This is a genomic window from Modestobacter sp. URMC 112 (assembly GCF_053502575.1).
Map to the genome: position 1 here is coordinate 3978844 of NZ_CP199957.1, position 26207 is coordinate 4005050.

The following is a 26207-nucleotide window of genomic DNA, read 5'->3' on the forward strand; positions in this document are numbered from 1 at the left end:
GCAGGCTCGCGGCACTGGTCAGCTGGTCGCGCCCTTCAGGGCCTCGGAGAGGGCGGTCGCCTCGTCGGGGGACAGCTCGACGACCAGCCGGCCGCCGCCCTCCAGGGGGACCCGCATGACCAGGCCGCGACCCTCCTTGGTGACCTCGAGCGGTCCTTCACCCGTGCGCGGCTTCATGGCCGCCATGCGTGCCTCCTTCACCGGCCACCCGCGGGCCGGGCTGGCCGCGGTGTGGCATCCGTTCTGTCCGAGATCCGTGTGGTTCCAGAGCTCTTCGGTGCAATGATCCCGTATCCGCCGGAGTTGGACCAACCTGACCCCCCGGCCGGCCGCCTCAGCCGCGCTCGGCCGCACCCGCCCGGAAGCAGCCGGCGACGTGGTCGTCCACCATGCCGGTGGCCTGCATGAGCGCGTAGGCGGTGGTCGGGCCGACGAACGCGAAGCCGCGGCGTTTGAGCTCCCGGGCCATGGCCGTCGACTCCGGACTGGTCGCCGGCACCTCGGCCAGGGTCCGCGGGCGTGGCGGCGGCACCGCCGGCGCGAAGGACCACAGCAGCGCCGACAGCCCCTCCGGCACCTGCTGCGCGGCCCGGGCGTTCCGCACCGCCGCGGTGACCTTGGCCCGGTTGCGGACGATTGCCGCGTCGGCCATCAGCCGCTCGACGTCCTCCTCGGTGAAGGCCGCGACCGCGTCGATCGCGAAGCCGGCGAACGCCGCCCGGAACGCCGGCCGCTTGCGCAGGATGGTGATCCAGGACAGCCCGGACTGGAAGGCCTCCAGGGTCAGCCGCTCGAACAGCGCGTCGTCCCCCCGCAGCGGGGTGCCCCACTCCTCGTCGTGGTAGCGGACGTACTCCTCGGCGCTGGTCGCCCAGCCACACCGTTCCACGCCTGCGAAGCTAGCGTCTGGCCTCGTGCGCGTGCTGATCACCGGAGGGGCGGGCTTCATCGGCTCGCACGTCGTCGAGGCCTGCGCCGCGGCCGGTCACGAGGTGCGGGTGCTCGACGCCCTGCTGCCCGCCGTGCACCCCCGCTACCCAGGCGGCGTCCCGGGACTGGACGGGGTGGAGCTGCTGGTGGGCGACGTTCGCGACCGGGACGCCGTCGACCGCGCGCTGTCCGGCGTGGACGCGGTCTGCCACCAGGCAGCGATGGTCGGCCTGGGCGTGGACGTGCAGGACATGCCCGAGTACGCCGGCATCAACGACCTCGGGACGGCGGTGCTGCTGGCCGCCATGGCCCGGGCGGGCACCGGCCGGCTGGTGCTCGCCAGCTCGATGGTGGTGTACGGCGAGGGCCGCTACGAGTGCCCGGAGCACGGCGTGGTCCCGGCCGCCCCGCGCCGCCGGGCGGACCTGGACGCCGGCCGGTTCGAACCCCCGTGCCCGGTCTGCGGCCGCCAGCTGACCTGGGGCGAGGTCGAGGAGGACACCCCGGCCGACCCGCGGAACACCTACGCCGCCACCAAGCTGGCGCAGGAGCACCTGGCCGCCGCCTGGGCCCGGTCGACCGACGGCGACGTGGTCGCGCTGCGTTACCACAACGTCTTCGGCCCGCGCATGCCGCGCGACACCCCGTACGCCGGGGTGGCCTCGATCTTCCGCAGCGCGCTGGAGGGCGGCCGGGCTCCCCGGGTGTTCGAGGACGGCGGCCAGCAGCGGGACTTCGTGCACGTCGCCGACGTCGCCGGGGCCAACCTGCGCGCGCTGGAGGCGCCGCCGCCGTCCGCCGGGGGCGGGGCCCTGCGTGCGTACAACGTCGCGTCCGGCGTGCCGCACACCGTCGGGGACATGGCCACCGCGCTGGCGGCGGCGTTCGGCGGGCCGGCGCCGGTGGTCACCGGGGAGTACCGGATCGGCGACGTGCGGCACGTGGTCGCCTCGCCTGCGCGCGCCGAGGCGGAGCTCGGGTTCACCGCGCAGGTGTCCTTCGCCGACGGGATGGCCGAGTTCGCCACCGCCCCGCTGCGGCCGGCCCCCTGAACGCCCCTGGGACTCCCCCGGGCTCGAGCCCGGCTCGAGCCCGGCTCGAGCCCGGCTCGAGGCGCTAGGTTGCGCGGGGTGGTGGAGGTCGGGTTCCGGACGGGGAGGGCACCGGCCGCGCGGCCGCCGGTCGCCTGGCCGGCGCTGCTCGCGGTGGCCGGCGGCCTCGCGGCTCTGCTGCTCGCCACGGCCGGCCGGTACGGGTACCACCGGGACGAGCTGTACTTCCTCCGCGCCGGGCAGGAGCCCGCCTGGGGGTACGTCGACCAGCCGCCGCTGACGCCGCTGCTCGCCCGGCTGATGGACACCCTGGCGCCCGGGTCGCTGGTCGCCCTCCGGCTGCCGTCGGCGCTGGCGGCGGGGCTGGTCGTGGTGCTGGCCGGGCTGCTCGCCCGGGAGTTCGGCAGCGGCCGGTCCGGTCAGCTGCTGGCGGCCGCCTCGACGGCCGGCGCCGCCGTGCTGCTGGCGGTCGGCCACCTGCTGTCCACCTCGACGTTCGACCTGCTCGGCTGGACGGCGCTGAGCTGGCTGCTGGTGCGGGCGCTGCGGGACGGCGGACCGGTCTGGCTGGCCGTCGGCGCGGTCGCCGGGGTGGCGCTGCTGAACAAGACCCTGCCGGTGTTCCTGCTCGCCGCGGTCGCCCTCGGGCTGCTCGCGGTGGGCCCCCGCCGGGTGCTGCGGTCCCGGTGGCCCTGGCTGGCCGCGCTGCTCGCCGCGGCGCTGGCGGCGCCGAACGCGGTCTGGCAGGTGGCCAACGGTCTGCCCCAGCTGGAGATGTCCCGGGCCATCGCGTCGGGCAGCTCGGGCACCAGTGAGCCGTGGTACCTGTTCCTCCCCTTCCAGTTGGTGCTGGTCAGCCCGGTGCTCGTCCCGGTCTGGGTCGCGGGGTGGTGGCGGCTGGCGCGGGACCCGGCGCTGCGCACCTGGCGGGCCTTCGCCGTCGCGTACCCGCTGCTCGCCGCCGTCTTCCTGCTCACCGGCGGCAAGCCGTACTACCTGGCCGGGCTGTACCCGCTGCTGCTGGCCGCCGGCGCGGAGCCGGCGCTGCGCTGGACGCGCCGGGGGGCGTCCCGGCTGCGGCTCCGGCTGCTGGCCGCGGCTCCGGTGGTCAGCCTGGGCATCGCCGCGGTGCTCTTCCTGCCGGTGCTGCCGGCTGCCCGGCTGGCCGGCACGCCGGTCCCGGAGGTCAACTACGACGCCGGGGAGACGGTCGGCTGGCCGCGGTTCGCCGCCACCGTGGAGCAGGTGCGCGACGGGCTGCCGGCCGGCGAGCGGGTCGCCGTCCTCACCGGGGACTACGGCGAGGCCGGCGCCGTCGACCGGTACCTCCCGGAACTCGCCCCGGCGTACAGCGGGCACAACTCGTACTGGGACTGGGGGCCGCCGGACGACGACGTCACCACGGTGGTCGCCGTGGGCGTCGCCGAGGCGGAGCTGCGCCGTTGGTTCGGCCGGGTCGACGCCGCGGCCCGGATCGACAACGGCGTCGGCCTGGACAACGACGAGCAGGGCCGGACCGTGTGGGTGGCCTCGGACCGCCGGGTGCCGTGGGACCGGATCTGGCCCGAGCTGCGCCGGCTGGGGTGAGGCCGGTCAGCCGACCGGGGAGCCGACCGCGCCGGTGAGCAGGTCCTTGGTGTAGAGGTCGCGGACCCGGTTGGTGTCGGTCGGCACCAGCGCCTGGGACGTGGTGACCACGACCCGGTCGGCGGTCAGCGCGACGAGCCGGCCGTACTCGCTGGTCGTGACCGACCCGGTCGGCCCGGTCGTGGCCAGGCCGGCGGCGTCGGCGGTGGCCAGCACCACCGGCCCGACGGTCCCGCCGTCGAGGTCCCGGCGGTGGTGGTCGGTGTGCCCGTTGCCGTCGCCGGGCACCACGGCGGCGGCGGTGGCGAAGAAGCCGTACCGGCCGGTCGGGTCCAGGGCCACCTGGTGCTCCCAGACGGTCGTCTGCCCGGTGCCCATCGGCAGCACGTCGCCGGTCGCGGTGTCCACCCGGTAGGCCAGGCCGGTGGGCCAGCTGGAACCGGGCGTGGCGGTGCCGAGCTTGGCCGCGGTGACCAGGGCGAGGTACCGGCCGTCGTCGCTGATCGCGATGTCGCCGGTGTCCCGGAACACGCCGTACTCGGTGGTCCGGCCCGAGACGACGACCGAGGAGACGACGGTGACGGTCCCCGCGCCGGCCCCGGACAGCGTCTTGCGGTACAGCACCACCGGGCCGGTGGAGGAGGTGGCCGGGAAGAGCGCGAACCGGCCGTCCGGGGTGACCGCCAGCGCCGGGCCGGTCGCCGTGCGGGGCAGGTTCCCGCCGGTGGCCGTCGCCGACACCCGGGTGACCATGCCGTCGGACATCCGCTTGGCGAAGACGTCCACGGCGCCGTTGGTGTCCCCGGTGACCAGGTCCGGGCGGGCGGAGTAGAAGAACACCAGGTCGCCGTCGGCGGACAGCGCCACCGGCGGGCTGGTGGCGTACACCGAGGAGCCGGTCTGCAGCAGCGTGCCCGCGGCCGTGGAGCTGACCGTCCCCGTGGCGGCCGGCACGCTGACCAGCGACCAGACCCCGGTCCCGGTGTCCAGCCGGTAGACGTCGGCCATCCCGTTCCGGTCGGCCGGCACCAGCGCCGCGGTGGTCGCCAGCGCGACGAAGCGGCCGTCGTCGCTGACCGCCGGCGCGCCGGTGTTGGTCGGGTCGGTGGCGCCGGTGGCCGACGCGGGCAGCGGCGCGATCCGCCGGGCGGTGTCCGCCGTCTCGTCCAGCAGGTACAGCTCGTAGGCGGTGTTGGTGTCGGCGGGCTCCCGTTGGGCCCGGGTGCCGACGACCAGGTACCGGCCGTCCCGGCTGACCGCCAGGCCGCCGGACTGGCCGGCACCGTCGACGGGCACCGCGGACGGGGCGGGGACGACGGACACGGCGGCCGAGGCCGGGGACACCCAGCCGGCCCCGTCCACCGCGACGACGGTGAAGCGGTAGGTGGTGCCGTTGGTCAGGCCGGTCACCGGCGCGGAGGTGGCCGGCGCGGCAGCGGTGGCGACGACGGTGCCGTCCTCGGCCAGCACCCGGTGCGCGACCACGTCGGGCTCCGGCGCGGCGGCCCAGTGGACGACCGCCTGCCGGTCGCCGGCGGTCGCGCGGACGCCGGTGGGCGCCGTCGGCGCCGTCACGTCCACCGGCGTGGCGCGGGCCGGCGGCGCGGAGGCCGGGGAGGCGTTGCCGTGCCGGTCCACCGCCACCAGCGTGTACGCGTACGAGGTGCCGTTGACCAGCCCGCGGTCCACGTGGTCGGTGCCCGGCACCTCGCCGACCTGCACGCCGTCCCGCAGCACCCGGTAGGAGGCAACGTCCGGCTCCGGGTTCGCCGTCCACGCGAGGGTGTTCAGGGTGTCCCCCGCCGTGGCCGTCAGACCGGTCGGCGCCGCGGGCGGGGTCAGGTCGGTCGGCGTGGCGGTCACCGCCGGCGCGGAGGCGGGGGAGGCGTTGCCGTGCCGGTCCACCGCGACCAGCGTGTAGGAGTACGGCGTGTCGTTGACCAGCCCGCGGTCCACGTACGTGGTCGCCGGCCCGTCCGCGACCTGCACGCCGTTGCGCCGCACCCGGTAGGAGGCCACGTCCGGCTCGGCGTTCGCCGGCCAGGTCAGCGACACCTCGCCGTCCCCCCTGGTCGCCGTCGGCGGCGCGGGTGCCGCGGGCGGGGTCAGGTCGGTCGGCGTGGCGGTCACCGGCGCGGAGGCCGGCGAGACGTTGCCGTGCCGGTCCACCGCGACCAGCGTGTAGGAGTACGGCGTGTCGTTGACCAGCCCGCGGTCCACGTACGTGGTCGCCGGCCCGTCCGCGACGTGCACGCCGTTGCGCCGCACCCGGTAGGAGGCCACGTCCGGCTCGGCGTTCGCCGGCCAGGTCAGCGACACCTCGCCGTCCCCCCTGGTCGCCGTCGGCGGCGCGGGTGCCGCGGGCGGGGTCAGGTCGGTCGGCGTCACGACGACCGGCGGCGCCGAGGACGCCGACCAGTTGCCGGAGGTGTCGTGGGTCTGCACGGTGTAGGAGTACGACCGGTCGTTCTGGAGGCCGGGGTCGACGTGGCTGGTCAGCGCGCGCCCGGCCAGCAGGCCGGTGACCGGGACGCCGTCCCGGAGCACCCGGTAGCCGTCGGCGTCGTAGTCGGCGGTGTTCGCCGCCCAGGAGACGGTCACCTGGCCGTCCCCGCGCACGGCGGTCACCCCGGTGGGCGGCGCCGCGGCGACGGCGTCCCGCGGGATGCCGAGCACCGGGGTGCTCGCCGTCGTCCCGACGTAGGTGGTCCCGAGGAAGGACGTCACCGTCCGCACCGTGACGTTGTACGTGTGCCCGTTGACCAGGCCGCCCAGCATCGCGGAGGTCCCCGTCGGGCTGGCGGCCAGGGTCCCGTCGACGAAGACCCGGTAGCCGGTGATGAAGGCCTCGGCGGAGGCGGTCCAGGAGACGGCCAGCGCCCGGTCGGCCCCGGTGGCAGCGACGTTGGTCGGGGGGACCGGGTCGGTGGTGCTGGCCGGGCGGAGCGCCGGGGAGTCCGCCGGCGGCACCGCGCCGACCAGCACCCCGGCCAGCAACAGGAGGGACAGCAGCGTGCGGGCTCCCCAGCCGCGACGCCGACGGACGGCGGGGACGTCCTGGTGGTCCACCGGTGCCTCCGCCCTGGCACCCGGGAAGGAGGGAGGGCGCCTCCCGCGTTCTCGGCACCGTGGCGCGGTGGTTGAGTCCAGTCGCGTTCCGCGCCCCGGGCGGGATCAGGGGACGGCGGCGTCCACGTCGCTGAGCTCGGACCGCTCGGTGCGCACCGGGCTGCGCCGGGTGGCCAGCACGCAGCCGGCCAGGATCAGCGGCAGCCCCACGGCCAGGCCGAGGGTGAACGGCTCGCCGAGCAGCAGGACGCCGAGCAGCACCGCCACCGCCGGGTTGACGAAGGTGATGACCAGCGCGCGCTGCGGGCCCGCCTCCCGGATGAGCGAGAAGAACAGCGCCAGCGCCAGCGCCGTGCACACCACGCCGAGCACCAGCAGCGACAGCAGCGCACCGGCCGAGGCGTCGGCCACCTGGCCCAGCTGCGGCACCGCGAACGGGGCGTAGACCACCGAGGTCACCACCAGGGCGACGGCGCTGGCGGTCACCCCCGAGACGCCGGGCAGGGACCGGCTCACCACCATCGGGGCGGTGGCGTAGCCGATGACGACCAGCGCGACCGCGCCGATCGCGCCGAGCTGCGCACCGGCGACGTCCAGGCCGAGGAGCAGGGCGATGCCGACGACGCCCAGCACCATCCCGCCGATCCGCACCGGCGAGAGCCGCTCCTCCTCCCCCGCCAGCCGGGCGGCCAGCGCGGCGACGAACGGCACCCCGGCGACGAGCAGGCCGGTGAGCGAGCTGGACAGCGACTGCTCGGCCCACGACAGCAGCAGCCACGGGCCGGTCATCTCCAGGACCGTGAACACCAGCAGCGCGCGCCAGTGCTCGAGCGCCCCGCGCAGCTGGCCGCGGGCCAGCGTCCAGGGCACCAGCAGGACGGCGCCGACCAGGCAGCGCAGGAACACCACGACCACCGGCGACAGCTCACCGACGGCGACCTTGATCAGCAGGTAGGGGACACCCCAGATCACCGACATGGCGGCGAACAGCAGCCATCCCCGCCGGCTCACGCGGGCACCCCGGACGTCGTCGTCACCCGGCCATCATCGCCGAACGCACCGACACCCCCGCCGGGGGGCTTTCGGTACCGAGAGCGCGCGGGCTCCCGGTACCGGAAGCGCGGCCGGGGTCACCACTCGGTGCGGACGGTCACCTCGATCGCGACCGCCAGGACGGCGGACAGCGCGAGCCACCGCCGGCGGCCGCGGGCCGGCAGGAAGGCGGTGACGACCAGCACCCAGGGGAAGAACGGCAGCCAGATCCGCTCGGTCTCCCCGCGGACCAGGCCGGTGAGGTCGCTGACCAGCACGCCGGCGAGGGCGGCCAGCGGCAGCAGCGCCAGCGGGGTCCGGCGCAGGCAGGCCAGCCCGGCGATCGCGGCCGGCCCCACCGCCAGCACCGCGGCCGCCAGGTTGGCGACCAGGAAGAACGGCAGCGGCCGGTCGGCGTAGGACGGGCCGGACCGCACCCGGTCCCCGGCGGCCAGGAACCCCTCTCCCCACCAGTAGCCACCCAGGGCGGCGAGCGCGACGACGGCGAGCACGCCGGCCGCGCCGACGGCCAGCACCCGGGCCACCCCGCCCCAGCCGAGCCGGGCCCGGTGCACGCCGACGACCACGAGCGCGACCAGCCCCAGCGCGGTGAGCCCGAAGGACAGGAAGAGCGCTGCGCCGAGGAGCAGGCCGCCGCCCAGCGCGCGGAGGTCCGCACCCGCTCCGGGCGCGCGGGCGGCGGCCGTCGCCAGCGCCGCCACGCCCCAGGCGGCCACGCCGGCGAACAGGGCGTCGGCGCTGGTGGCCACCCACAGCGCGACCGGCGCCAACACCAGGAACGGCGCCGCCCGGCGGGCCGGGTCCTCCCCTGCCACCGCCCGCACGGTGACCAGGACGGCGGGCACGGCGAGCGCTCCCCCGGCGACGCACAGCGCCGCCGCCCAGCCCAGCCCACTCAGCCCCGCCCGGTCGAGCAGCACGAACGCCAGCAGCGCGCCGGGCGGGTGCCCGGCCACGTGCGTCGTCCACGGGTCGGCCGAGTCGGCCGGCACCGATGCGACGTAGGTGGACAGGTAGCTGCCGAGGTCGGTGACCCGGGGCACGTCGTGCGGGTACTCGAAGCGCACCGACAGCGGCTCGGGGAGCCGGTGCCAGCCGGAGGACAACGCCAGGGCGACCGCCCACCCGGCCGCCGCCGCGGCGCTGACCGGCAGCAGCAGGGCCCAGCGCAGCCGGGCCGCCAGCGCCGGGCCGTGCAGCACGCCGGCCAGGCCCACCGCGACGGGCAGCAGCACGCGCGGGGTGAGGACGACGCCGAAGCGGCCACGCAGCACGTGACCGCCGAGCAGGTGCAGCACCGTGCCGTCCCGGGTCAGCCGGTACCCGGCCCAGCCGACGAGGAGCACCGCGACCGCGGCGACGGCCACCGCGACCACCGGCGCCGCGCGGCGCCCGCTCCGCTGCCCCGGTCGCGCGGGGGCGGTGAGGGTCACGCTGCCGGAGCGTAGGTCGGCTCGTTGGCCGCCGCTCCTGCGGTCGTCTGCCTGCTCCTGCGGTCGGGCAGCACCGAGGAGCAGGCGCACGACCGCAACAGCGACGTCACGGGCGGGCGCGGCCGTCGCCGTTAGCCTGCGGCCGTGCCCTGGCGGACCGCGCTGACCCTGGTGTGCTGCAGCGTGCTCACCGGGTGCGTCGTGGGCGACCGGGACCTGGCCCCGCAGATCGTCGGCGCGATCGAGGAGGCCGGTGCCAACGGGGACGTGCTGGACCTCGCCGCGGTGGTGGACGGGGACTGGGACCAGCTCACGTTCGTGTGCCCGTACGAGGACGAGCAGGTGGTGACCGAGCGGCTGGGGTTCGACTGGGCGGACTTCCCCGGCCCGGACACGAGCGAGGTGGCGGTGCTCTACGTCTTCAGCACGGCCGACGAGGTGGTCACCTGGACCCGGCTGCAGCGGGGGGACGGCGACCCGTGCGGTGGGGAGGACGAGCTGCCCGTGACCCTGCCGCGGGAGGACGCCGTCCTCACCGTCGAACGGACCGAGGCAGCCGACGGCCACGACTCCTACGAGCTGCACCTGGCCTGACCCTCGCCGGAGGGCCGTCGTGCATCCGGGGCGCCCCGTGGCCGCGAACACCGGACGATGAGCGGTCACGCTGGGTACCGTCGGTCCGTGGCGGACGTCGTGTTCCCCTGCCTCGACGAGGCCGGGGCGCTGCCCTGGGTGCTGGGCCGGCTGCCCGCCGGCTACCGGGCCATCGTCGCCGACAACGGCTCGACCGACGGCTCGGCCCGGATCGCCGCCGACCTCGGCGCCACGGTGGTGCACGTCCCGCAGCGCGGCTTCGGTGCCGCGGCGCACGCCGGCCTGGAGGCGGCCACCGCCGACGTCGTCTGCTTCTGCGACGCCGACGCCTCGATGGACCCCGCCGAGCTGCCGCGGGTCGCCGACGCCGTGCTGGCCGGGGACGCCGACCTGGTCCTCGGCCGCCGGCGCCCCACCCGGCGCGGCGCCTGGCCGGTGCACGCGCGGGTGGCCAACACCGCGCTCGGGGTGATGCTCCGCCGGCGCACCGGCATCGCGCTGCACGACCTGGGCCCGATGCGCGCCGGCCGCCGGGAGGCACTGCTCGGGCTGGGCATCACGGACCGGCGCTTCGGATACCCGTTGGAGATGGTCACCCGGGCGGCGGACGCCGGGTGGCGGATCACCGAGGTCGACGTGCGCTACGCCCCCCGCGCGGAGGGCACGACCTCGAAGGTCACCGGGACCGTGCTCGGGACGGTCCGCACCGTCCGCGACATGCGGGCGGTGCTCGCCCGGTGAGGGCCCAGCTGCTGGTGATCACCAAGGCCCCGGTGCCGGGCCGCAGCAAGACCCGGCTCACCCCGCCCTGCACGCCCGAGCAGGCCGCGGCCATCGCGTCGGCCGCGGTCGGCGACACCCTGGACGTCGTCCGCGCGACGCCGGCCCTCCGCCGGGTGGTCGCCCTGGACGGCGTTCCCGACGACCTCGACCTCACCGGGTGCGTCGTCGTCCCGCAGGTGGACGGCGACCTGGGCACCCGGTTGGCGCACGCGTTCGCCGATGCCATGGCCGCACCCGGCGAGGACCTGCCCACCCTGCTGATCGGCATGGACACCCCGCAGGTCTCCCCCGCCCTGCTCGCCGCCGCGCTGGACGCGCTGGTCGCGGCGGGTCCCGGCACGGCGGTCCTCGGGACCGCCCCGGACGGCGGCTGGTGGGCCCTGGGCGTGCACGCCGCGGCCGCCGCCGGGGTCCTGCCCGGCGTGCCGATGTCGCGCCCGGACACCGGGGAGCTGACCCGGGCGGCGCTCGAGGGCGTGGGGCTGGCGGTGCTGGACCTCCCGCCGCTGGCCGACATCGACCACTTCCCCGACGCCGTCGAGGTGGCGGCGCTGTGCCCGCCCGGCAGCCGGACCCGGCGGGTCGTCGACGAGGTCGCCGCCGGGCTGGTCCCCACCCGGTGACCGGGCCGCTGGACCGGGTGCTGGGTGCCCGGCTGCCGGCACCGCCGGACGCCCTGCGCCGCGGGCCGTTCGCCGACGGCGCGTTCCCGAGCCCGCTGCACTCCGAGCGGCGGGCCGCCCGCACCGGCGCCGTCCTCGGGGTCGCCTTCACCGTCTGCTTCCTGACCGGGCTGGTCAGCTCCTGGATCCAGCATCCGCCGGGTTGGTCCACCTGGCCGGCCTCCCCGTCGTGGCTGTACCGGGTCACCCAGGGCACCCACGTGGCCACCGGGATCGCCGCGGTGCCGCTGTTGCTGGTCAAGCTCTGGACGGTCTACCCGGCGCTGTTCGAGTGGCCGCCGGCGCGGTCCCCCGCCCGCGTGGTCAGCCGCTCGTCGATCCTGGTGCTGGTCGGCGCGGCCACGCTGCAGCTGGTGACCGGGCTGGTGAACATCTCCGAGTGGTACCCCTGGGGGTTCTTCTTCCCGACCGCGCACCACTGGACCGGCTGGATCGCCGTCGGGGCGATCGCGGTGCACGTGAGCGCCAAGGCCCCGCAGATCCGCCGCGGACTGGCCCGCCGGGGCTCCTCCGCGGCCGTCGCCGGGCTGGCTCCCGCGCAGGCGGCCGAGGTGCGCGCGGTGGACGACGCCGCCGAGACCAACGCCGTCCCGCGCCGGGCCTTCGTGGCGGCGACCGGCCTGGGCGTCGCCACGGTCACCCTGACCACGGTCGGCCAGACCCTGTCGCCGCTGTCGCCGGTCTCCCTGCTGGCCCCCCGGGTCCCCGACCTGGGCCCGCAGGGCCTGCCCGTCCGGCAGACCGCCGAGCGGGCCGGGACCACCGACGTCGGGGCGGCCTACCGGCTGGTCGTCGAGGGGCCGAACCGGCTGGAGCTGTCCGTGGCCGAGCTGGCCCGCTTCCCGCAGCGCACCGAGCGGCTTCCGATCACCTGCGTGGAGGGCTGGAGCGCCGACGCCACCTGGACCGGGGTCCGCCTCGGCGACCTGCTGGAGGAGGCCGGGCTGCCCCGCGACACCCGGGTCACCGTCGAGTCGCTGCAGACCGGCGGGCTGTACCGGGTCTCCACCGTCTCCCCGCCGCACGCCCGCAGCCCGCGCACGCTGCTGGCGCTCGCGCTGGACGGGGAGGAGCTGCACCCCGACCACGGGTACCCGGTGCGGCTGATCGCACCGAACCGGCCCGGGGTCATGCAGACGAAGTGGGTCGCCCGGGTGGCCCCCGGAGCGGCCGGGGTCGGGGCATGAGCCCGTCCCCGGACGCCGCCCGGACGGGCGGCACCCTCGACACCGACCCGCCGGCCGGCGTGCCGCGGCCGTGGTGGCGGTGGCTGTTCCTGCTGCCCGGGCTGGCCGCCGTCGGGTACGGCGCGCACGGTCTGCTCACCGCCGGCGACCGGGTGCCGCTGGGGTCGTGGCTGACCTGGTTCCTCGGCGGCGTCCTGGTGCACGACCTGGTGGTCGCGCCGCTGTGGATCGGGCTGGGGTGGCTGGCGGCCCGGCTGCTGCCCCACGCGGCCCGTCCCGCGGTCGCGGTCGGCGCCGTGGTCAGCGGGGTGCTGGTCCTGGTGGCGCTGCCGTTCGTGCTCGGCTTCGGCGCCGACCCGGCCAACCCGTCGTTCCTGCCGCGGCCCTACGGCCGCGACCTGGTGCTGCTCGTCGCCGCGGTCTGGCTGGCCGCCGGGGCCTGGGCGGCGGTCGCCGTCCGCCGCGCCCGTCGCACCCGGGCTTGAGCCCGAAAGAGCCCGCGTGCTCCAGCCCGAGGAAGCCCCACGGGGCTTTTGGTACCAAAAGCCCCTGCTAGGCCGGGTGCGCCTCGGCGTAGGCGGCGAACCGCTTCAGCGACAGCCGGACGCCGGCGACCATCGCCGGGCGCACCAGCGGCCAGCCCAGCCGCCCGAGCCGGCCCAGCGGCAGGTCCAGCGACTCGGTCCAGACGAACGTGGACGCCGAGGCCCCGCGCGGGCGGACCTCGAACGTGCCGGTGCCGCGGACCACCCGCCCGAGGTGCCGGACGTCGACCCGCCGGGGGGCGTCCCAGCCGGTGATGAGCATCCGGTCCAGCACGCCGAGCCGCCGTCCTCCGGGCAGCGGGACGCCGGTGCGCGCCGCGAGCCGGCCGCCGACGCCCTGCGCGCCCGGGACCTCGCCGTCCTCGCTGTGCACGTCGGTCAGCAGCATCCACTCGCCCTGCCGGTCCCAGTCGACCAGCGCCGCCCAGACCTGCTCGGCGGGTGCGGCCACGTCCACGGTCTCGACCAGCTCAGGCACCGGTGCGCTCCTCGTCGTCGCCGGCGGACACGGGGATGCCCTCCGGATCGGTGTCGTCGTCCCGCACGCCGGCCGGGGCACCGGCCCGCAGCGCGGCGATCGTGGCGTCGCGCTCGTCGAGCGTGCGGGCCAGCTGGTCGAGCAGCCAGTCCACCTCGGCCATCCGGTAGCCCCGGAAGGTCGGCGAGATGCGCAGCGCGCGCAGGTCGTCGCCGACCACCGGGCGGTCGTCGGGCAGCTCGACCGGCGAGCGGTCCAGCTCGGCCGGCGGCTGCGTCTCCCCGCGGCCCAGCAGCACCGAGGCGCCGAGGAACAGCAGCCCGCCGACCACGAGCAGGCTGAGGACGAAGACGACGCCGGACACGTGCGGTCAGTCGTCGACGGGAGCCGGACGGGGTACCGGGGTCCCCGGGGGCGGGCCGTCGGGGTTGCTGGCCCGGGCGGCGTCCGCGGCCTGGATCAGTTCGATCACCTCGTCGACGTCGTCGGTGACGTGCAGCAGGTCGAGGTCCCCTGGGGACACCGTCCCGGCGGTCACCATCGTCTCCCGGATCCAGTCGACCAGCCCCGACCAGTAGCTGCTGCCGAACAGGATCACCGGGAAGCGGGTGACCTTGCGGGTCTGCACCAGGGTCAGCGCCTCGAACAGCTCGTCGAGGGTGCCGAAGCCGCCGGGCAGGATGACGAAGGCCTGCGCGTACTTCACGAACATCGTCTTGCGCACGAAGAAGTAGCGGAACAGCACGCCGACGTCGACCCACTCGTTGAGCTCCTGCTCGAACGGCAACTCGATGCCCAGTCCGACCGACATGCCCCCGGCGTCGCAGGCGCCCTTGTTCGCCGCCTCCATCGCGCCCGGCCCGCCGCCGGTGATCACCGCGTACCCGGCCCGGGCGAGGGCGGCGCCGACCTGCTCGGCGGCCGCGTAGTACTCCGAGTCGGCCGGGGTGCGGGCGCTGCCGAAGACGCTGACCGCCCGCGGCAGCTCGGCCAGCAGGCCGAAGCCCTCGACGAACTCGGCCTGGATGCGCAGCACCCGCCAGGGGTCGGTGTGCACCCAGTCGCTGCCGGTCCGGCGGTCCAGCAGCCGCTGGTCGGTCGTCGTCCCCGCGGTCTGCGGGTCGCGCTCGCCGCCGCGCACGGTGATCGGGCCGCGGTGCCGCGTCGTGCGCCGCCGGTCGTGGTCTGGGTCGGTCATGGTCGGTTCCCCCCGGTGTCGGACAGGTAGGCGACGAGGGCGTCCTCGGCCGGCTGCAGCCGGTCGATGCGCACGTGCTCGTCGACGGTGTGGGCCAGCTGCGGGTCGCCCGGCCCGTAGTTCAGCGCCGGGATGCCGAAGGCGGCGAACCGGGCGACGTCGGTCCAGCCCAGCTTGGCCCGGGCCGGTTGCCCGACCGCGGCCACGAAGGCGGCCGCCGCCGGCTCGGACAGCCCGGGCAGCGCGCCGCCGGAGGAGTCGGTGACCTCGCACGTCACCCCGGACGCGAGCGCGTCGGCGAACACCTCCCGCACGTGCGCGAGGGCCTGGTCCTCGTCCCGGTCCGGTGCGTACCGGAAGTTCACCGTGACCCGGCACGAGTCGGGGACGACGTTGCCGGCCACCCCGCCCTCGATCCGCACCGCGTTGAGGCCCTCCCGGTAGGTCAGCCCGTCGATCTCCACCTCCCGGGCGGCGTAGCCGGCCAGGGTGGCCAGGATCCCGGCGGCGCCGTGCACGGCGTTGACCCCGAGCCAGGAGCGCGCGCTGTGCGCCCGCCGGCCCGGGACGTCGAGCACCACCCGCAGCGTCCCCTGGCAGCCGCCCTCGACCACGCCGTCGGTCGGCTCCAGCAGGATCGCCAGGTCCCCGTACAGCCAGCCCCGCAGCTCCCGGGCGACCCGGCCCAGGCCGTTGCGGGAGGCCTCGACCTCCTCGTTGTCGTAGAAGACGAAGGTGAGGTCGGAGGCCGGCCGCGCCCCGGGGACGCCGAAGCGCCCGGCCAGCCGCAGCATCACCGCGTCCCCGGCCTTCATGTCGCTGGTGCCGCAGCCGTAGAGCAGCCCGGCGGCCTCGTCGACCCGGCTGGGCACGTTGCCGGCCAGCGGGACGGTGTCCAGGTGCCCGGCGAGCACCACCCGCGCGGGCAGGTCCAGGTTCGTGCGGGCCAGCACCGTGTCGCCGACCCGGACGACCTCCAGCCCGCCCAGCGCCCGCAGCGCCGCCTCGACCGCGTCGGCGAGCACCCGCTCGGTGCCCGACACCGACGGCACGTCGACCAGAGCACGGGTCAGCGCGAGCACGTCGGCGGACAGGTCGAGGACAGGAGGTGGACCGGCCGGGGCGCTCACGACTCCCGAGCCTACGGGCCGACGGCAGGCGCCCGGCCCCGAGCGGGGCAGTCCAGTCAGGTCACTACGCTCGACGCCCGTGACCTCCGCAACGCCGCCGACGTCCGGCGCGACCGCTGTCGGCTTCGCCACGGTGACCACCGCCGGCACCGTCCTCGACACCTGGTACCCCGCCCCGCGGCTGGGTGCGCCCGACGGGCAGTCCACCGGCACCCGGCAGATCGGGATCCTCGAGGCGGAGGGCGAGCTCGGCCCCGACTACGGCGGGCTGGTGCGCACCGACGACACCCGCGGCGTGCAGGTCGTCCCCGTCCGCACGGTGATCGCCGACCTGGCCGCCCCGCCGGTCGACGCGCACGACGTGTACCTGCGGCTGCACCTGCTGTCGCACCGGCTGGTCCGCCCGCACGGGACGAGCCTGGAGGGCGTCTTCGGGCTGCTCACCAACGTGGCCTGGACCAGCGCCGGGCCGGTGGAGGCGGCCGGCTTCTCCGCCGTCCGGATGCGGGCCGCCCTCGGCGCGGTCACCGTGTACTCGGTCGACAAGTTCCCCCGGATGGTCGACTACGTGGTCCCTCCCGGTGTCCGGATCGCCGACGCCGACCGGGTGCGGCTGGGCGCCCACCTCGCCGAGGGCACCACGGTCATGCACGAGGGCTTCGTCAACTACAACGCCGGCACCCTCGGGCCCTCGATGGTGGAGGGCCGGATCAGCGCCGGCGTCGTCGTCGGCCCGGACTCCGACATCGGCGGCGGCGCCTCGATCATGGGCACGCTGTCCGGCGGCGGGAAGCAGGTCGTCTCGATCGGCGCCGGCTGCCTGCTCGGGGCCAACGCCGGCATCGGCATCTCGCTGGGCGACCGCTGCGTGGTGGAGGCCGGCTGCTACGTGACCGCCGGCTCGCGGGTCACGCTGCCCGACGGCTCGGTGGTCAAGGCCGCGGAGCTGTCCGGCCGGGACGGCCTGCTGTTCCGCCGCAACTCGGTGTCCGGCGCGCTCGAGGCACTGCCCCGGGACGGCGACTGGGGCTCCCTGAACGCCGCCCTGCACGCGAACTAGAGGAAGGACCCCCTTGCCCCCACCGCTCGCAGGCTCGCGGCGGGACCCCGCAAGGGGGCTGACCCCGCGTGCTTTTTCGGGCTCGAGCGCGCGTGTTCTTTCGGGCTCAGGCGCCGTCCATGGCGTCGGGGTCGGGGGTCTCCGGTGAGTTGGACGGCGGCGCGGCCGGGGAGGCCAGGTGTTCCAGCAGCGCGACGGTGAACTCCTGCGGACGCTCCACGTGCGGTGAGTGGCCGACCCCGGGCAGCAGCACCTCCCGGTACCGCCCGCCGCTGGCGGCGTAGCGGTCCAGGACGGCGCGGGTCTGGCTGACCATCGGCTGCGGGCCGAACGCCGCCTCCCCCGGCCACCCCGGGACGGCGCCGATCGAGCCGAGGAAGGCCAGGTCGAACGCGGAGGTGTCGGAGACGATCAGGTCGGCGTCCCCGCGGACCCACAGCACCGGCGGCCGGACCGGCAGCTCGGTGATCCCTGAGACGTCGAAGACGGTCGGCGCCATGGTGTTCAGCACGCCCCGCTCCCCCGGTGCCGCGCCCGGCCAGGTCGCCACCTGGACGACGTCGCCCGGGTAGTGGTCCGGACCGGTCCGGGTGGTCAGCATCGAGGCGACGAAGACGTCCTCCAGCACCGGGTCCAGCGGCAGCGACCCCGGCGCGACGTAGAAGGACCGCAGCACCGACCGCGGGCTGTTCGGGTGGTCGGCCGTGGTGTCCCCGCCGGCGAGGGCGGCCACGAAGTCCGGGTTCGCCCCGCCGGCACCGGACCCGGTGCCGTCCGGGTGGACCGGCGTCCCGTCGCTGCCCGTCGTGGCCCCGAAGCCGTACGGCGAGACCGGCGCGACCAGCGCCACCGAGGCGACCCGGTCCGGGTGGTCGAGCAGGTGCTGCAGGACGACGCCGCCACCCATGCTCCAGCCGACCAGGTGCACCCGGTCCAGGCCGAGCGCGTCGACCAGCGCGGCCAGGTCGTCGGACCAGTCCCGGACCCCGCGCCGCGCGTCGACCGGCAGCGGCTCGGTGCCCCCGAAGCCGCGCAGGTCCACCGCCAGGGGACGCAGCTCCGCCGGCAGACCCAGTAGCTGCGGCTGCCAGAACGCCGCCGAGCTGACGTTGCCGTGCACGAACAGCAGCGCGTCACCGGGGCCGTACGGGTCGACGCCCTCGGCGGAGAGCACCTGCTGGGTCAGCCGCGCGGTGTCCACGGACGTGACGACGACACCGGGCAGCAGAGGATCGAGGGGCATGCAGGGTCTCCCGGGGGCCGCGGTCGCCGCGGCGTCGGCGTCCGGCGCGAGGCTAGCCAGCCCGGGCGCGCCGGGCCAGTGACCAGGGAACGCACAGCCGTGCCACCTACCATCGGCGGCGATGTCGAGTCCCCCGGTGACGCCGCGCCGGCCGCCGGCCCGGGGCGGCGCGACGACCGCCGGCCGGTCCACCGCACGCGCCACCTCTGCGCGGCGGCACCGGTCGCCGGGGCGTGGGCGGGGGCATCGCCGACCGCCGGCCGCCGGGCGCGTGCTGGGCTGGCTGCTCGCGGTGGCCGCCCTCATCCTGGTGGCCGTGCTCGCCGCCCACCGGGACGACCCCGCCGGGACGCCGATCGCCGGGCGCTGCACCGTCGCCGGGTCGGACCTCACGCTGACCACCGCCCAGGCGGCCAACGCCGCCACGATCGCCGCGGTGGCGCGCAGCCGCGGGCTCCCCGCGCGGGCGACGGTGATCGCCCTGGCCACGGCGCAGCAGGAGTCCCGGATCCGCAACCTCGACCACGGCGACCGCGATTCGCTGGGGCTGTTCCAGCAGCGCCCGTCCCAGGGTTGGGGCAGCGAGGCGCAGGTGCAGGACCCGGTCTACTCGGCCGGGAAGTTCTTCGACGGGCTGATCGAGGTCCCCGGCTGGGAGACCGGCCGGCTGACCGAGGTGGCCCAGCGGGTGCAACGCAGCGGCTTCCCCGAGGCGTACCAGCAGTGGGAGGCGATGGCCGGCACGCTGACCGGCGCGCTCCTGGCCGACACGCCGGCACAGCTGTCGTGCACCTACAGCCCGCCGGACGCCGACGGCCCGCTGGACGACCGGGCCGTCGCCGTCGCCGACGTCGTCCGCCGCGAGGCCGGCCCCCCGACCGTGCTGCCCGACGGCGTGGTGTCGGTGACCCCGGCCGGCTGGCCGGAGGCCACCTGGGCCGTCGCCCACGCCGAGCGGCTCCAGCTGGCCGAGGTCGTCCGGGACGGCTGGCGCTGGACGCCGGACGGCGGCTGGGCGGCCGACGCGGCCACCGCCGGGGCACCCCTGACCCTCTCGCTCGCCCGCTGAGACCGGGGACGTCGGACCCCGGTCAGCCGAGCACCTCGACGACGGCGAGCGCCGTCGCGTCAACCCCACCGCCGTCCTGCGCGGTCCACAGCGCCGAGACGGCGGCGCAGACGATCGTCCAGCGCCGGCCGCGGTCGGCGTCCACGCCCATCGCCGGGCAGATCAGCTCCAGCCGGCGCTCGAGCAGGCCGCGCAGCGCGGCGCGCTCGCCGGGCAGCGACCCCAGCGGGTTGAGCAGGGCGACACCCACGTCCAGGGCCGGGTCGCCCCACACCCCGCGCGGGTCGATGACCACCGGCCCGGACGCCGAACGCAGCACGTTGGCGTGGTGCAGGTCGCCGTGGCACAGCGCCCGCACCCGGGTCGTGGCCAGCAACCCGTCCAGCACGTCGGCCGCCGAGCCGGTCACCTCCGGCGGCAGGTCGGGATGGCCGGTGCGCAGGTCGACCAGGGCGCCGGCGTCGACGGCGCGGTCCGGGCGGGCGTGCCCCGCCGTGTGCAGCGCCCGGGCCACCGCGCCCATCAGCGGGAACGCCTCCTCGTCGGGCGCGGCCAGCAGGTCGGTGCCGGGGCGGGCCCGCTCCAGCAGCACCGCCTCGGCGTCGTCCCCGCCGACGTCGGCGGCCAGCAGCCGCACCGCGCCCCGGCCGTCCCACACGGCGAGGACGGCCGCCTCCCGGGCCACGTCGCGCTCGGCCGTGGGAAAGCCGATCTTGAGCACGGTCTCCCCCGCCGGCGCCACCCAGTGCCAGGTCACCGGGAACGGCGCCCCCGGCTGCACGTCCCAGCGGGTGGCGTACCGGGCGACCAGCTCGGGGAGCCGGTCGCACCACGCCGTCCCGGCCTCGCCGTGGGCCGCCGTCATCGCCGTCCGCAGGGCAGCGGGGACGTCGACCGCCGGGCTCATCCGGCCGCCCTCATCCAGTCAGGCGCTCGACCGCCGCCCCGACCCGCTCGTCGGAGGCGGTGAGCGCCATCCGCACGTGCCGGGAGCCGGCCGGCCCGTAGAAGGTGCCGGGGGCGGCGACCAGCCCGAGCCCGGCCAGCCAGTCGATCGTCGTCCAGCAGTCCTCGTCCCGGGTGACCCACAGGTACAGCCCGGCCTCGGAGTGGTCGATCCGGGCGCCGGCGGCGCGGACCGCCGCGGCAAGCCGGTCGCGGCGCCGGCCGTACCGGGCGCGCTGCTCGGCGACGTGCGCGTCGTCGGACAGCGCGGCGGCCATCGCCGCCTGGACCGGGGTGGGCACCAGCAGGCCGAGGTGCCGGCGGGCCTCCCAGACCCGCCGGACCAGGACCGGGTCACCGGACAGCAGCCCGCCGCGGTAGCCGGCCGCGGTGGACTGCTTGGACAGCGAGTGCACCGCCAGCAGGCCGGCGTGGTCGGGCCCGGCCACGGCCGGGTGCAGCACCGAGCGCGGCGCGACGTCCCAGCCGAGCTCGACGTAGCACTCGTCGGCGACCACCGGCACCCCGTGCTCGCGGCCCCAGGACACCCAGCGGGAGAGCTCCTCGTCGGTGAGCACCCGGCCGTGCGGGTTGCCCGGCGAGTTCAGCCACACCAGGACGACGTCGGCCGCGTCGTCCGGGGGGACGTCGGAGCGCAGCACGTCCAGCCCGGCGACGATCGCGCCGACCTCGTAGGTGGGGTAGGCGACCTCGGGGACGACGACCGTGCCCCGCCCGGCCAGCCCCAGCAGCGTCGGCAGGAACGCCACCAGCTCCTTGGAGCCGATCGTCGGGACCACCGACGGGTCGGCGGCGAACGGGTCGGCGAGCGTGACGCCCAGCCGGCGCTGCAGCCAGCCGGCGGCCGCCCGGCGGACGTCCGCGGTGCCCAGCGCGGTCGGGTAACCGGGTGCGTTGCCGGCCGCGGCGAGCGCCTCGGCGAGCACCGGCGGGGTCGGGTCCACCGGTGTGCCGATGGACAGGTCGACGACCCCGCCTGGATGCTGGGCGGCGCGCGCCCGGGCCGGGGCGAGGGAGTCCCAGGGGAAGTCCGGCAGCCGGCGCGGGGACGCCGCCCGCGGTGCCGCCGGAGTCACTCTCCCTGCGGCGGGAGGGCGGCCACCAGCGGGTGGTCCTTGGCGATCTTCCCGGTCTTCGCGGCGCCGCCCGGGCTGCCCAGGTCGGAGAAGAACTCCACGTTGGCGTTGTAGAAGTCCTTCCACTTGTCCGGGACGTCGTCCTCGTAGTAGATGGCCTCCACCGGGCAGACCGGCTCGCAGGCACCGCAGTCGACGCACTCGTCGGGGTGGATGTAGAGCATCCGCTCGCCCTCGTAGATGCAGTCCACCGGACACTCGTCGATGCACGCCTTGTCGAGGACGTCGACACAGGCCTGGGTGATGACGTAGGTCACGGGGTTCCTCCGGGGGCGCACGGGCGGCGACTCCTGGGCACGGCCCAGGGTCGATTCGATCGGTTGGAGTATCCCCTGCCCGCTCCTCCCGGGCGAAACGGGTCGGCGGCCCACCCCCTCGTCGGGGGCGTCCCCCAGCGCCAGCAGGATCGCCCCATGGGACAGCGCAGATCGCCCCTCGGCGTGGCCGACCTCGAGCTGCTCGCCGCCCGCGGCTGGCAGGGCCTGGAGGAGGCCCGGCTGGGCGACTGGCTGCTCCGGGCCGGCGGGGGCTTCACCGGGCGGGCCAACTCCGCGCTGGTCGTCGGCGACCCAGGCATCGCGCCCCGGGACGCGGTCGACGCCGTCGCCGGCTGGTACGACGCCCGCGGCCTGCGTCCCCGCGCTCAGCTGCCCGGCCGGCAGGCGCGCGCCGCGGACGCCGCCTTCGCCGCGGCCGGGTGGGAGCGCGAGGGTGACGTGCTGGTGCTCACCGCCCCGGTGGCGCCCCGCCCGCCCGGCGACGTGCCGGTCGACCTCTCGTTCGCCCCGGACGACGGCTGGCTGGCCGCTTACCGGTACCGGGGGGCGCCGTTGCCCCCGGTCGCCGTCCGGGTGCTGACCAACGCGTCCGACGTGGTCTTCGCCGCCGTGCGGCCCGACCCGGCGCCCGCCCCGCCCGTCGCCGTCGCCCGCGGTGTGCTGACCGGGGGCTGGCTCGGGGTCACCGCGGTGACCGTCGACGAGCGGCACCGCCGCCGCGGGCTGGCCACCGAGGTGATGGCAGCGCTGCAGCGCTGGGCCGCCGAGCGCGGTGCCACCTCGGTGTACCTGCAGGTCACCGCGGACAACGCACCGGCGCTGGCCCTCTACCGGCGGGACGGGTTCATCGAGCACCACCGCTACCACTACCGGCGCCGGCCGGGGTGAGCGCCGGGCGGGGGGCCGCCGGTGGTCGCGGGGTGCCGAGCACGCGGCCGACGGCGACGGCGGCGGCCAGCACCCCGAGCAGCAGGAAGGCCAGGTTCACCAGCTGGGTGACGCCGTCCCCACCGGTGATGAGCAGGTCCCCCTCCGAGGTCGGGACGGACCCGCGGACGGCGATCACCAGCCAGACCACCGCGGGCAGCACGCCGACCAGTCGCGAGCCGGAGCAGCGGTGCGCGAGGGTGACCAGCGCCAGGTTGCCGGCCACCGCAGCGACCACCGACACCGGCACCGGGACCCCGCCCAGCCGCCACGGCAGCCAGAAGACCTCCACCAGCGCCAGCCAGGCCGCGACCAGGACGGCGAGCAGGCCCCAGCCGAGCAGTCGCAGCGCCCGGCTCACGTCAGCCCGGCGAACAGGTCGTCCTCCCAGCCCTCCGGGCCCGACCCCTCCGGGCCCCGCTGCCCGCGCACCAGCCGGTAGTACTCGACGCCCAGCACCTCCAGGCCGAGGTTGTTCGACAGCGCGAAGAAGGGCCCGTCGACGGTGATCTGGGTGGGGTGCGCGCGCATCGCAGCGTCCTTCTGCCCCGCATGGGCGGTCCCGTCGACCGCGGCGGTGACCAGGTCGTCGTCGACGGCGAAGGGCAGCTCGTCGACGTCTCCCAGGCCCTCGAACGGCGAGGCCTCCCCGAGCGCGGCCATCGCCTCGATGCCCCGCCGGAGCACCGAGCGGGGCGTGCAGCACCAGTAGACCTTGGCCACGTCCCAGGCCGCGCCCAGGTCGGGCCGGTGTGCCGGGTCGGCGGCCCGCTCCACCGCGCGCATCGTCACCCGGTGGGCCTGGATGTGGTCGGGGTGCCCGTAGCCGCCCTGCTCGTCGTAGGTGACCACCACCTGCGGGCGGACCTCGCGGACCACGGCGACCGCCGCGTCGACGGCCTCGTCCAGGTCGGCGTTCCAGAACGCCCGCGGCGCGTCGTTCGCCGGCGTGCCCATCATCCCGGAGTCCCGGTACCGGCCCGCTCCGCCGAGGAACCGCCAGTCGGTGACGCCCAGGGCCGCCATCGCGTCCGCCAGCTCGCCGATCCGGTACCCGCCCAGCTGGTCGGCCTGGTCGGCGGCCAGCTGCGCCAGCTCGGGCACCAGCACCTCGCCCTCCTCACCGAGGGTGCAGGTGAGCAGGGTGACCTGCGCCCCCTCGGCGACGTACCGGGCCATGGTCGCCCCGTTGTTGATGGTCTCGTCGTCGGGGTGGGCGTGCACGAGCAGGAGCCGTCTGTTCACATCGCGATCCTGCCGGATCGCACCGCGGCCACGAGCCGTCCCCTGGTTCGTGGAGCTGCTGCGACGCACTCCGGCGGGACCCTGCGGGCCCGCGCCCGATCACGACTGGACCGCAGCCGTGATCACCCCCTCCTACAACACCCTGGTCGCCTCGGCGTAGTGGCAGGCGTTCAGGTGGCCGGCCCCCCGCTCCTCGAGCGCGGGGTCGACGGTGATGCAATGCTGGCGCTCGGCGTCGGACAGCTCGTTGGCGAACTTCTGGCAGCGGGTGCGGAACCGGAAGCCCGAGGGCGGGTTGGCCGGGCTCGGGACGTCGCCGGAGATGATGATCCGCTGCCGGGCGCGCTCCCGGCGGGGGTCGGGCAGCGGGATCGCCGAGAGCAGCGCCTGCGTGTAGGGGTGCGCCGGTGAGTCGAAGAGCTCGTCGCGGTCGGCGATCTCGATGATCCGGCCCAGGTACATCACCGCGACCCGGTCGGAGATGTGCTTGACCACCGACAGGTCGTGCGCGATGAACAGGTAGGACAGCGCCAGCTCGTTCTTGAGGTCCTCGAGCAGGTTGATCACGCCGGCCTGGATGGACACGTCCAGCGCCGACACCGGCTCGTCGAGGACCAGCACCTTGGGCTGCAGCGCGAGCGCCCGGGCGATGCCGATGCGCTGCCGCTGCCCACCGGAGAACTCCGAGGGGTACCGGTTGGTGTGCTCGGGGTTGAGCCCGACGGTCTCCACCAGCTCCCGGACCCGGGCCCGCAGCTCGGTGTCGTCCTTGGTCAGGCCGTGGATGATCAGCGGCTCGGCCACGATGTCGAAGACCGGCAGCCGGGGGTTGAGCGAGGCGTAGGGGTCCTGGAACACCAGCTGGATGTCCCGGCGCAGCGGCCGCATCTCCTTGCGGGACAGCCCCACCAGCTCGCGTCCCTGGAAGGTCACCGACCCGGCGGTGGCCGGCTGCAGGTTGAGGATGGCCCGGCCGGTGGTCGACTTGCCGCAGCCGGACTCCCCGACCAGGCCGAGGACCTCACCGGGGTAGAGGTCCAGGTCCACGCCGTCGACGGCGCGGACCGCCCCGACCGTCCGCTTGATCAGGCCGCCGCCCTTGATCGGGAAGTGCTTCTCCAGCCCGCGGACGGTGAGGATCGGCTCCCCTCGGCGGGTGGACCCGTCGCCGGGGCGCTGGGTGGTGGGGGCGCTCATGCCCGCTCTCCGTTCGTGGTGCCGGTCGTGGGCGCGGGCGCCGAGGTGCTGACCACGCTGCCGGTGTCGGCGCGGCCGGTGCCGCTCTCGGTCTGCTCGGCGGGCGGGGTGCCGGGGGCGGCGGCGTCCCGGGCGCTCTCGGCGGTGGCCAGGTCGGCGGGCAGCGGCTCCCCGGCCAGACCGGAGTCGTCGGCGGTGTCGCTGAACACCTCGGTCGCGTCCCCGTGCGCGCGGGCCACCTGCTCGGTGCGGATGCACGCGGCCTGGTGGCCCGCCCCGACCTGGAGCAGCGGCGGCTCGGCCTCGTCGCACTGGGCGACGTGCAGCGGGCAGCGCGGCGCGAACGGGCAGCCCGGGGGCATGTTGAGCAGCGAGGGCGGCGCGCCGAGGATGGGGGTCAGCCGCTCCTTGGTGGTGGCGTCCAGCCGCGGCAGCGAGCCCAGCAGCCCGAGCGTGTAGGGCATCCGCGGCTCGTAGTAGATGTCCTCGACGCTGCCGATCTCCACGGGGCGGCCGGCGTACATGACCAGCACGCGGTCGGCGATGCCGGCGACGACGCCCAGGTCGTGGGTGATGAGCACCATGGCCGCACCGGTCTCCTGCAGCGCGGTCTGCAGCACCTCGAGGATCTGCGCCTGCACGGTCACGTCGAGGGCCGTCGTCGGCTCGTCGGCGATGATCACCTCGGGCTGGTTGGCCATCGCGATGGCGATGACCACCCGCTGGCGCATGCCGCCGGAGAACTCGTGGGGGTAGGCGCGCACCCGGTCCCCGGCGTTGGGGATGCCGACCAGCTCGAGCAGCTCCACCGCCCGGGCCTCGGCCGCCTTGGACGACAGCGACCTGTCGTGGCTGCGCAGCGTCTCCTCGATCTGGAACCCGATCCGGTACACCGGGTCCAGCGAGGTCATCGGGTCCTGGAAGATCATCGAGACGCCCTTGCCGCGGACGCGCGACATGCTGCGGTCGCTCTGGCCGAGCAGTTCCTGCCCGCGGTACCGGACCGAGCCGCTGACCCGGGCCGAGCCCGGCAGCAGGCCCATGACCGCCAGCGACGTCACCGACTTGCCGGAGCCGGACTCCCCGACGATGCCGAGCACCTCACCGGAGCGCAGCGTGTAGTCGACACCGCGGACGGCGTGCACCAGACCGTCCTCGGTGGGGAAGCGGACGTTGAGGTCGCTGACCTGCAGCAGCGGCGCTGCGGGGTCGAAGCCGCCGAGGCTGGTGGTGCGGGAACCGGCCTGGCTGAGCCCGCCGTTCGTGCCCAGCGTGCCGGCCGAGGAGGCCCCGACGGCGGTGGCACCGGACGCGCCGGGGCCGGGGGTCCCGAGGGTGGACATGGATCTCCTGTTCGAGGGGAC

General features: G+C 76.2%; 27 protein-coding genes. 10 read left to right on the forward strand and 17 right to left on the reverse strand.

The annotated features are described in order from the left end of the window. Nucleotides 1–18: 18 nt before the first annotated feature. Nucleotides 19–186 (reverse strand): DUF3117 domain-containing protein, encoded by a 168-nt coding sequence (locus ACWIX6_RS18920; RefSeq protein WP_081807929.1) that lies wholly within the window; start codon nt 184–186, stop codon nt 19–21. Nucleotides 187–334: 148 nt separating this feature from the next. After that, nucleotides 335–889 (reverse strand): DNA-3-methyladenine glycosylase I, encoded by a 555-nt coding sequence (locus ACWIX6_RS18925; RefSeq protein WP_448613981.1) that lies wholly within the window; start codon nt 887–889, stop codon nt 335–337. 25 nt (nt 890–914) lie between these two features. Between ACWIX6_RS18925 and ACWIX6_RS18930 the strand changes: the two genes are divergently transcribed. Together ACWIX6_RS18930 and ACWIX6_RS18935 are read left to right on the forward strand one after the other, a co-directional pair. After that, nucleotides 915–1982, forward strand: coding sequence for an NAD-dependent epimerase/dehydratase family protein (locus tag ACWIX6_RS18930; RefSeq protein ID WP_448613982.1), 1068 nt, complete (start codon nt 915–917; stop codon nt 1980–1982). Between the two features lie 78 nt (nt 1983–2060). After that, nucleotides 2061–3569, forward strand: coding sequence for a glycosyltransferase family 39 protein (locus ACWIX6_RS18935; protein ID WP_448613983.1), 1509 nt, complete (start codon nt 2061–2063; stop codon nt 3567–3569). A gap of 6 nt (nt 3570–3575) precedes the next feature. Here the strand turns inward: ACWIX6_RS18935 and ACWIX6_RS18940 are convergent, their stop codons facing one another. From ACWIX6_RS18940 to ACWIX6_RS18950, 3 genes are all read right to left on the reverse strand, one after another. Further along, nucleotides 3576–6638 (reverse strand): fibronectin type III domain-containing protein, encoded by a 3063-nt coding sequence (locus ACWIX6_RS18940; protein WP_448613984.1) that lies wholly within the window; start codon nt 6636–6638, stop codon nt 3576–3578. Between the two features lie 105 nt (nt 6639–6743). Next, nucleotides 6744–7649 (reverse strand): DMT family transporter, encoded by a 906-nt coding sequence (locus tag ACWIX6_RS18945; protein WP_448613985.1) that lies wholly within the window; start codon nt 7647–7649, stop codon nt 6744–6746. 119 nt (nt 7650–7768) lie between these two features. After that, nucleotides 7769–9124 (reverse strand): hypothetical protein, encoded by a 1356-nt coding sequence (locus ACWIX6_RS18950; protein ID WP_448613986.1) that lies wholly within the window; start codon nt 9122–9124, stop codon nt 7769–7771. 144 nt (nt 9125–9268) lie between these two features. Here ACWIX6_RS18950 and ACWIX6_RS18955 point away from each other — a divergent pair, with 144 nt between their 5' ends. From ACWIX6_RS18955 to ACWIX6_RS18975, 5 genes are all read left to right on the forward strand, one after another. Then, complete coding sequence (locus ACWIX6_RS18955) at nt 9269–9718, forward strand: hypothetical protein (protein WP_448613987.1); 450 nt, start codon at nt 9269–9271, stop codon at nt 9716–9718. An 87-nt stretch (nt 9719–9805) separates the two neighbouring features. Next, on the forward strand, nt 9806–10459 hold the full coding sequence (locus tag ACWIX6_RS18960) for a glycosyltransferase family 2 protein (RefSeq protein WP_448613988.1): 654 nt from the start codon (nt 9806–9808) through the stop codon (nt 10457–10459). After that, the gene (locus tag ACWIX6_RS18965) at nt 10456–11124 is read left to right on the forward strand and encodes a TIGR04282 family arsenosugar biosynthesis glycosyltransferase (RefSeq protein ID WP_448613989.1); all 669 of its coding nucleotides are present in this window, start codon (nt 10456–10458) and stop codon (nt 11122–11124) included. The genes ACWIX6_RS18960 and ACWIX6_RS18965 overlap by 4 nt, the downstream gene beginning before the upstream one ends. Continuing rightward, nucleotides 11121–12371 (forward strand): molybdopterin-dependent oxidoreductase, encoded by a 1251-nt coding sequence (locus tag ACWIX6_RS18970; protein ID WP_448613990.1) that lies wholly within the window; start codon nt 11121–11123, stop codon nt 12369–12371. Before ACWIX6_RS18965 ends, ACWIX6_RS18970 begins: the two co-directional genes overlap by 4 nt. Continuing rightward, nucleotides 12368–12856: a hypothetical protein gene (locus tag ACWIX6_RS18975; RefSeq protein WP_448613991.1), complete on the forward strand. Its 489-nt coding sequence runs from the start codon at nt 12368–12370 to the stop codon at nt 12854–12856. The genes ACWIX6_RS18970 and ACWIX6_RS18975 overlap by 4 nt, the downstream gene beginning before the upstream one ends. A gap of 67 nt (nt 12857–12923) precedes the next feature. Here ACWIX6_RS18975 and ACWIX6_RS18980 read toward each other — a convergent pair whose 3' ends face one another. From ACWIX6_RS18980 to dapE, 4 genes are read right to left on the reverse strand one after another with little or no spacing between them, the layout of a single operon-like run. Next, a complete protein-coding gene (locus ACWIX6_RS18980) occupies nt 12924–13394 on the reverse strand; it encodes an SRPBCC family protein (protein ID WP_448613992.1) in 471 nt (156 codons plus the stop codon). Then, nucleotides 13387–13758, reverse strand: coding sequence for a DivIVA domain-containing protein (locus tag ACWIX6_RS18985; protein WP_448613993.1), 372 nt, complete (start codon nt 13756–13758; stop codon nt 13387–13389). Before ACWIX6_RS18985 ends, ACWIX6_RS18980 begins: the two co-directional genes overlap by 8 nt. Nucleotides 13759–13764: 6 nt before the next feature. After that, nucleotides 13765–14592, reverse strand: coding sequence for an LOG family protein (locus tag ACWIX6_RS18990; protein WP_448613994.1), 828 nt, complete (start codon nt 14590–14592; stop codon nt 13765–13767). Next, nucleotides 14589–15722 carry a succinyl-diaminopimelate desuccinylase gene (dapE, locus tag ACWIX6_RS18995; protein ID WP_448613995.1) on the reverse strand — a complete coding sequence of 378 codons (1134 nt, stop codon included), beginning with the start codon at nt 15720–15722 and terminating at the stop codon, nt 14589–14591. Before dapE ends, ACWIX6_RS18990 begins: the two co-directional genes overlap by 4 nt. Nucleotides 15723–15801: 79 nt before the next feature. On the opposite strand from dapE, the gene dapD reads away from it, so the two are divergent. Continuing rightward, nucleotides 15802–16782, forward strand: coding sequence for a 2,3,4,5-tetrahydropyridine-2,6-dicarboxylate N-succinyltransferase (dapD, locus tag ACWIX6_RS19000; protein WP_448613996.1), 981 nt, complete (start codon nt 15802–15804; stop codon nt 16780–16782). A 106-nt stretch (nt 16783–16888) separates the two neighbouring features. Here dapD and ACWIX6_RS19005 read toward each other — a convergent pair whose 3' ends face one another. Further along, nucleotides 16889–18025, reverse strand: coding sequence for an alpha/beta fold hydrolase (locus ACWIX6_RS19005; protein WP_448613997.1), 1137 nt, complete (start codon nt 18023–18025; stop codon nt 16889–16891). 121 nt (nt 18026–18146) lie between these two features. On the opposite strand from ACWIX6_RS19005, the gene ACWIX6_RS19010 reads away from it, so the two are divergent. Beyond that, nucleotides 18147–19094, forward strand: coding sequence for a hypothetical protein (locus ACWIX6_RS19010; protein ID WP_448613998.1), 948 nt, complete (start codon nt 18147–18149; stop codon nt 19092–19094). A gap of 22 nt (nt 19095–19116) precedes the next feature. On the opposite strand, the gene ACWIX6_RS19015 is transcribed toward ACWIX6_RS19010, so the two are convergent. The 3 genes from ACWIX6_RS19015 to fdxA are packed head-to-tail and all read right to left on the reverse strand — an operon-like array spanning nt 19117 to nt 21453. Beyond that, the gene (locus ACWIX6_RS19015) at nt 19117–20001 is read right to left on the reverse strand and encodes an aminoglycoside phosphotransferase family protein (RefSeq protein WP_448613999.1); all 885 of its coding nucleotides are present in this window, start codon (nt 19999–20001) and stop codon (nt 19117–19119) included. A 10-nt stretch (nt 20002–20011) separates the two neighbouring features. Further along, nucleotides 20012–21136, reverse strand: coding sequence for a succinyldiaminopimelate transaminase (gene dapC / locus ACWIX6_RS19020; protein WP_448614000.1), 1125 nt, complete (start codon nt 21134–21136; stop codon nt 20012–20014). Then, a complete protein-coding gene (fdxA, locus tag ACWIX6_RS19025; RefSeq protein WP_448614001.1) occupies nt 21133–21453 on the reverse strand; it encodes a ferredoxin in 321 nt (106 codons plus the stop codon). The genes dapC and fdxA overlap by 4 nt, the downstream gene beginning before the upstream one ends. Nucleotides 21454–21609: 156 nt before the next feature. Here fdxA and ACWIX6_RS19030 point away from each other — a divergent pair, with 156 nt between their 5' ends. After that, nucleotides 21610–22362, forward strand: coding sequence for a GNAT family N-acetyltransferase (locus ACWIX6_RS19030; RefSeq protein WP_448614002.1), 753 nt, complete (start codon nt 21610–21612; stop codon nt 22360–22362). Here the strand turns inward: ACWIX6_RS19030 and ACWIX6_RS19035 are convergent. The 4 genes from ACWIX6_RS19035 to ACWIX6_RS19050 form a co-directional block, all read right to left on the reverse strand. Then, nucleotides 22319–22762 (reverse strand): hypothetical protein, encoded by a 444-nt coding sequence (locus ACWIX6_RS19035; protein WP_448614003.1) that lies wholly within the window; start codon nt 22760–22762, stop codon nt 22319–22321. The genes ACWIX6_RS19030 and ACWIX6_RS19035 overlap by 44 nt on opposite strands. Beyond that, on the reverse strand, nt 22759–23646 hold the full coding sequence (gene mshB, locus ACWIX6_RS19040) for an N-acetyl-1-D-myo-inositol-2-amino-2-deoxy-alpha-D-glucopyranoside deacetylase (RefSeq protein WP_448614004.1): 888 nt from the start codon (nt 23644–23646) through the stop codon (nt 22759–22761). Before mshB ends, ACWIX6_RS19035 begins: the two co-directional genes overlap by 4 nt. A 132-nt stretch (nt 23647–23778) precedes the next feature. Next, nucleotides 23779–24843: an ABC transporter ATP-binding protein gene (locus ACWIX6_RS19045; protein WP_448614005.1), complete on the reverse strand. Its 1065-nt coding sequence runs from the start codon at nt 24841–24843 to the stop codon at nt 23779–23781. After that, on the reverse strand, nt 24840–26186 hold the full coding sequence (locus ACWIX6_RS19050; RefSeq protein WP_448614006.1) for an ABC transporter ATP-binding protein: 1347 nt from the start codon (nt 26184–26186) through the stop codon (nt 24840–24842). Before ACWIX6_RS19050 ends, ACWIX6_RS19045 begins: the two co-directional genes overlap by 4 nt. Nucleotides 26187–26207: the final 21 nt, after the last annotated feature.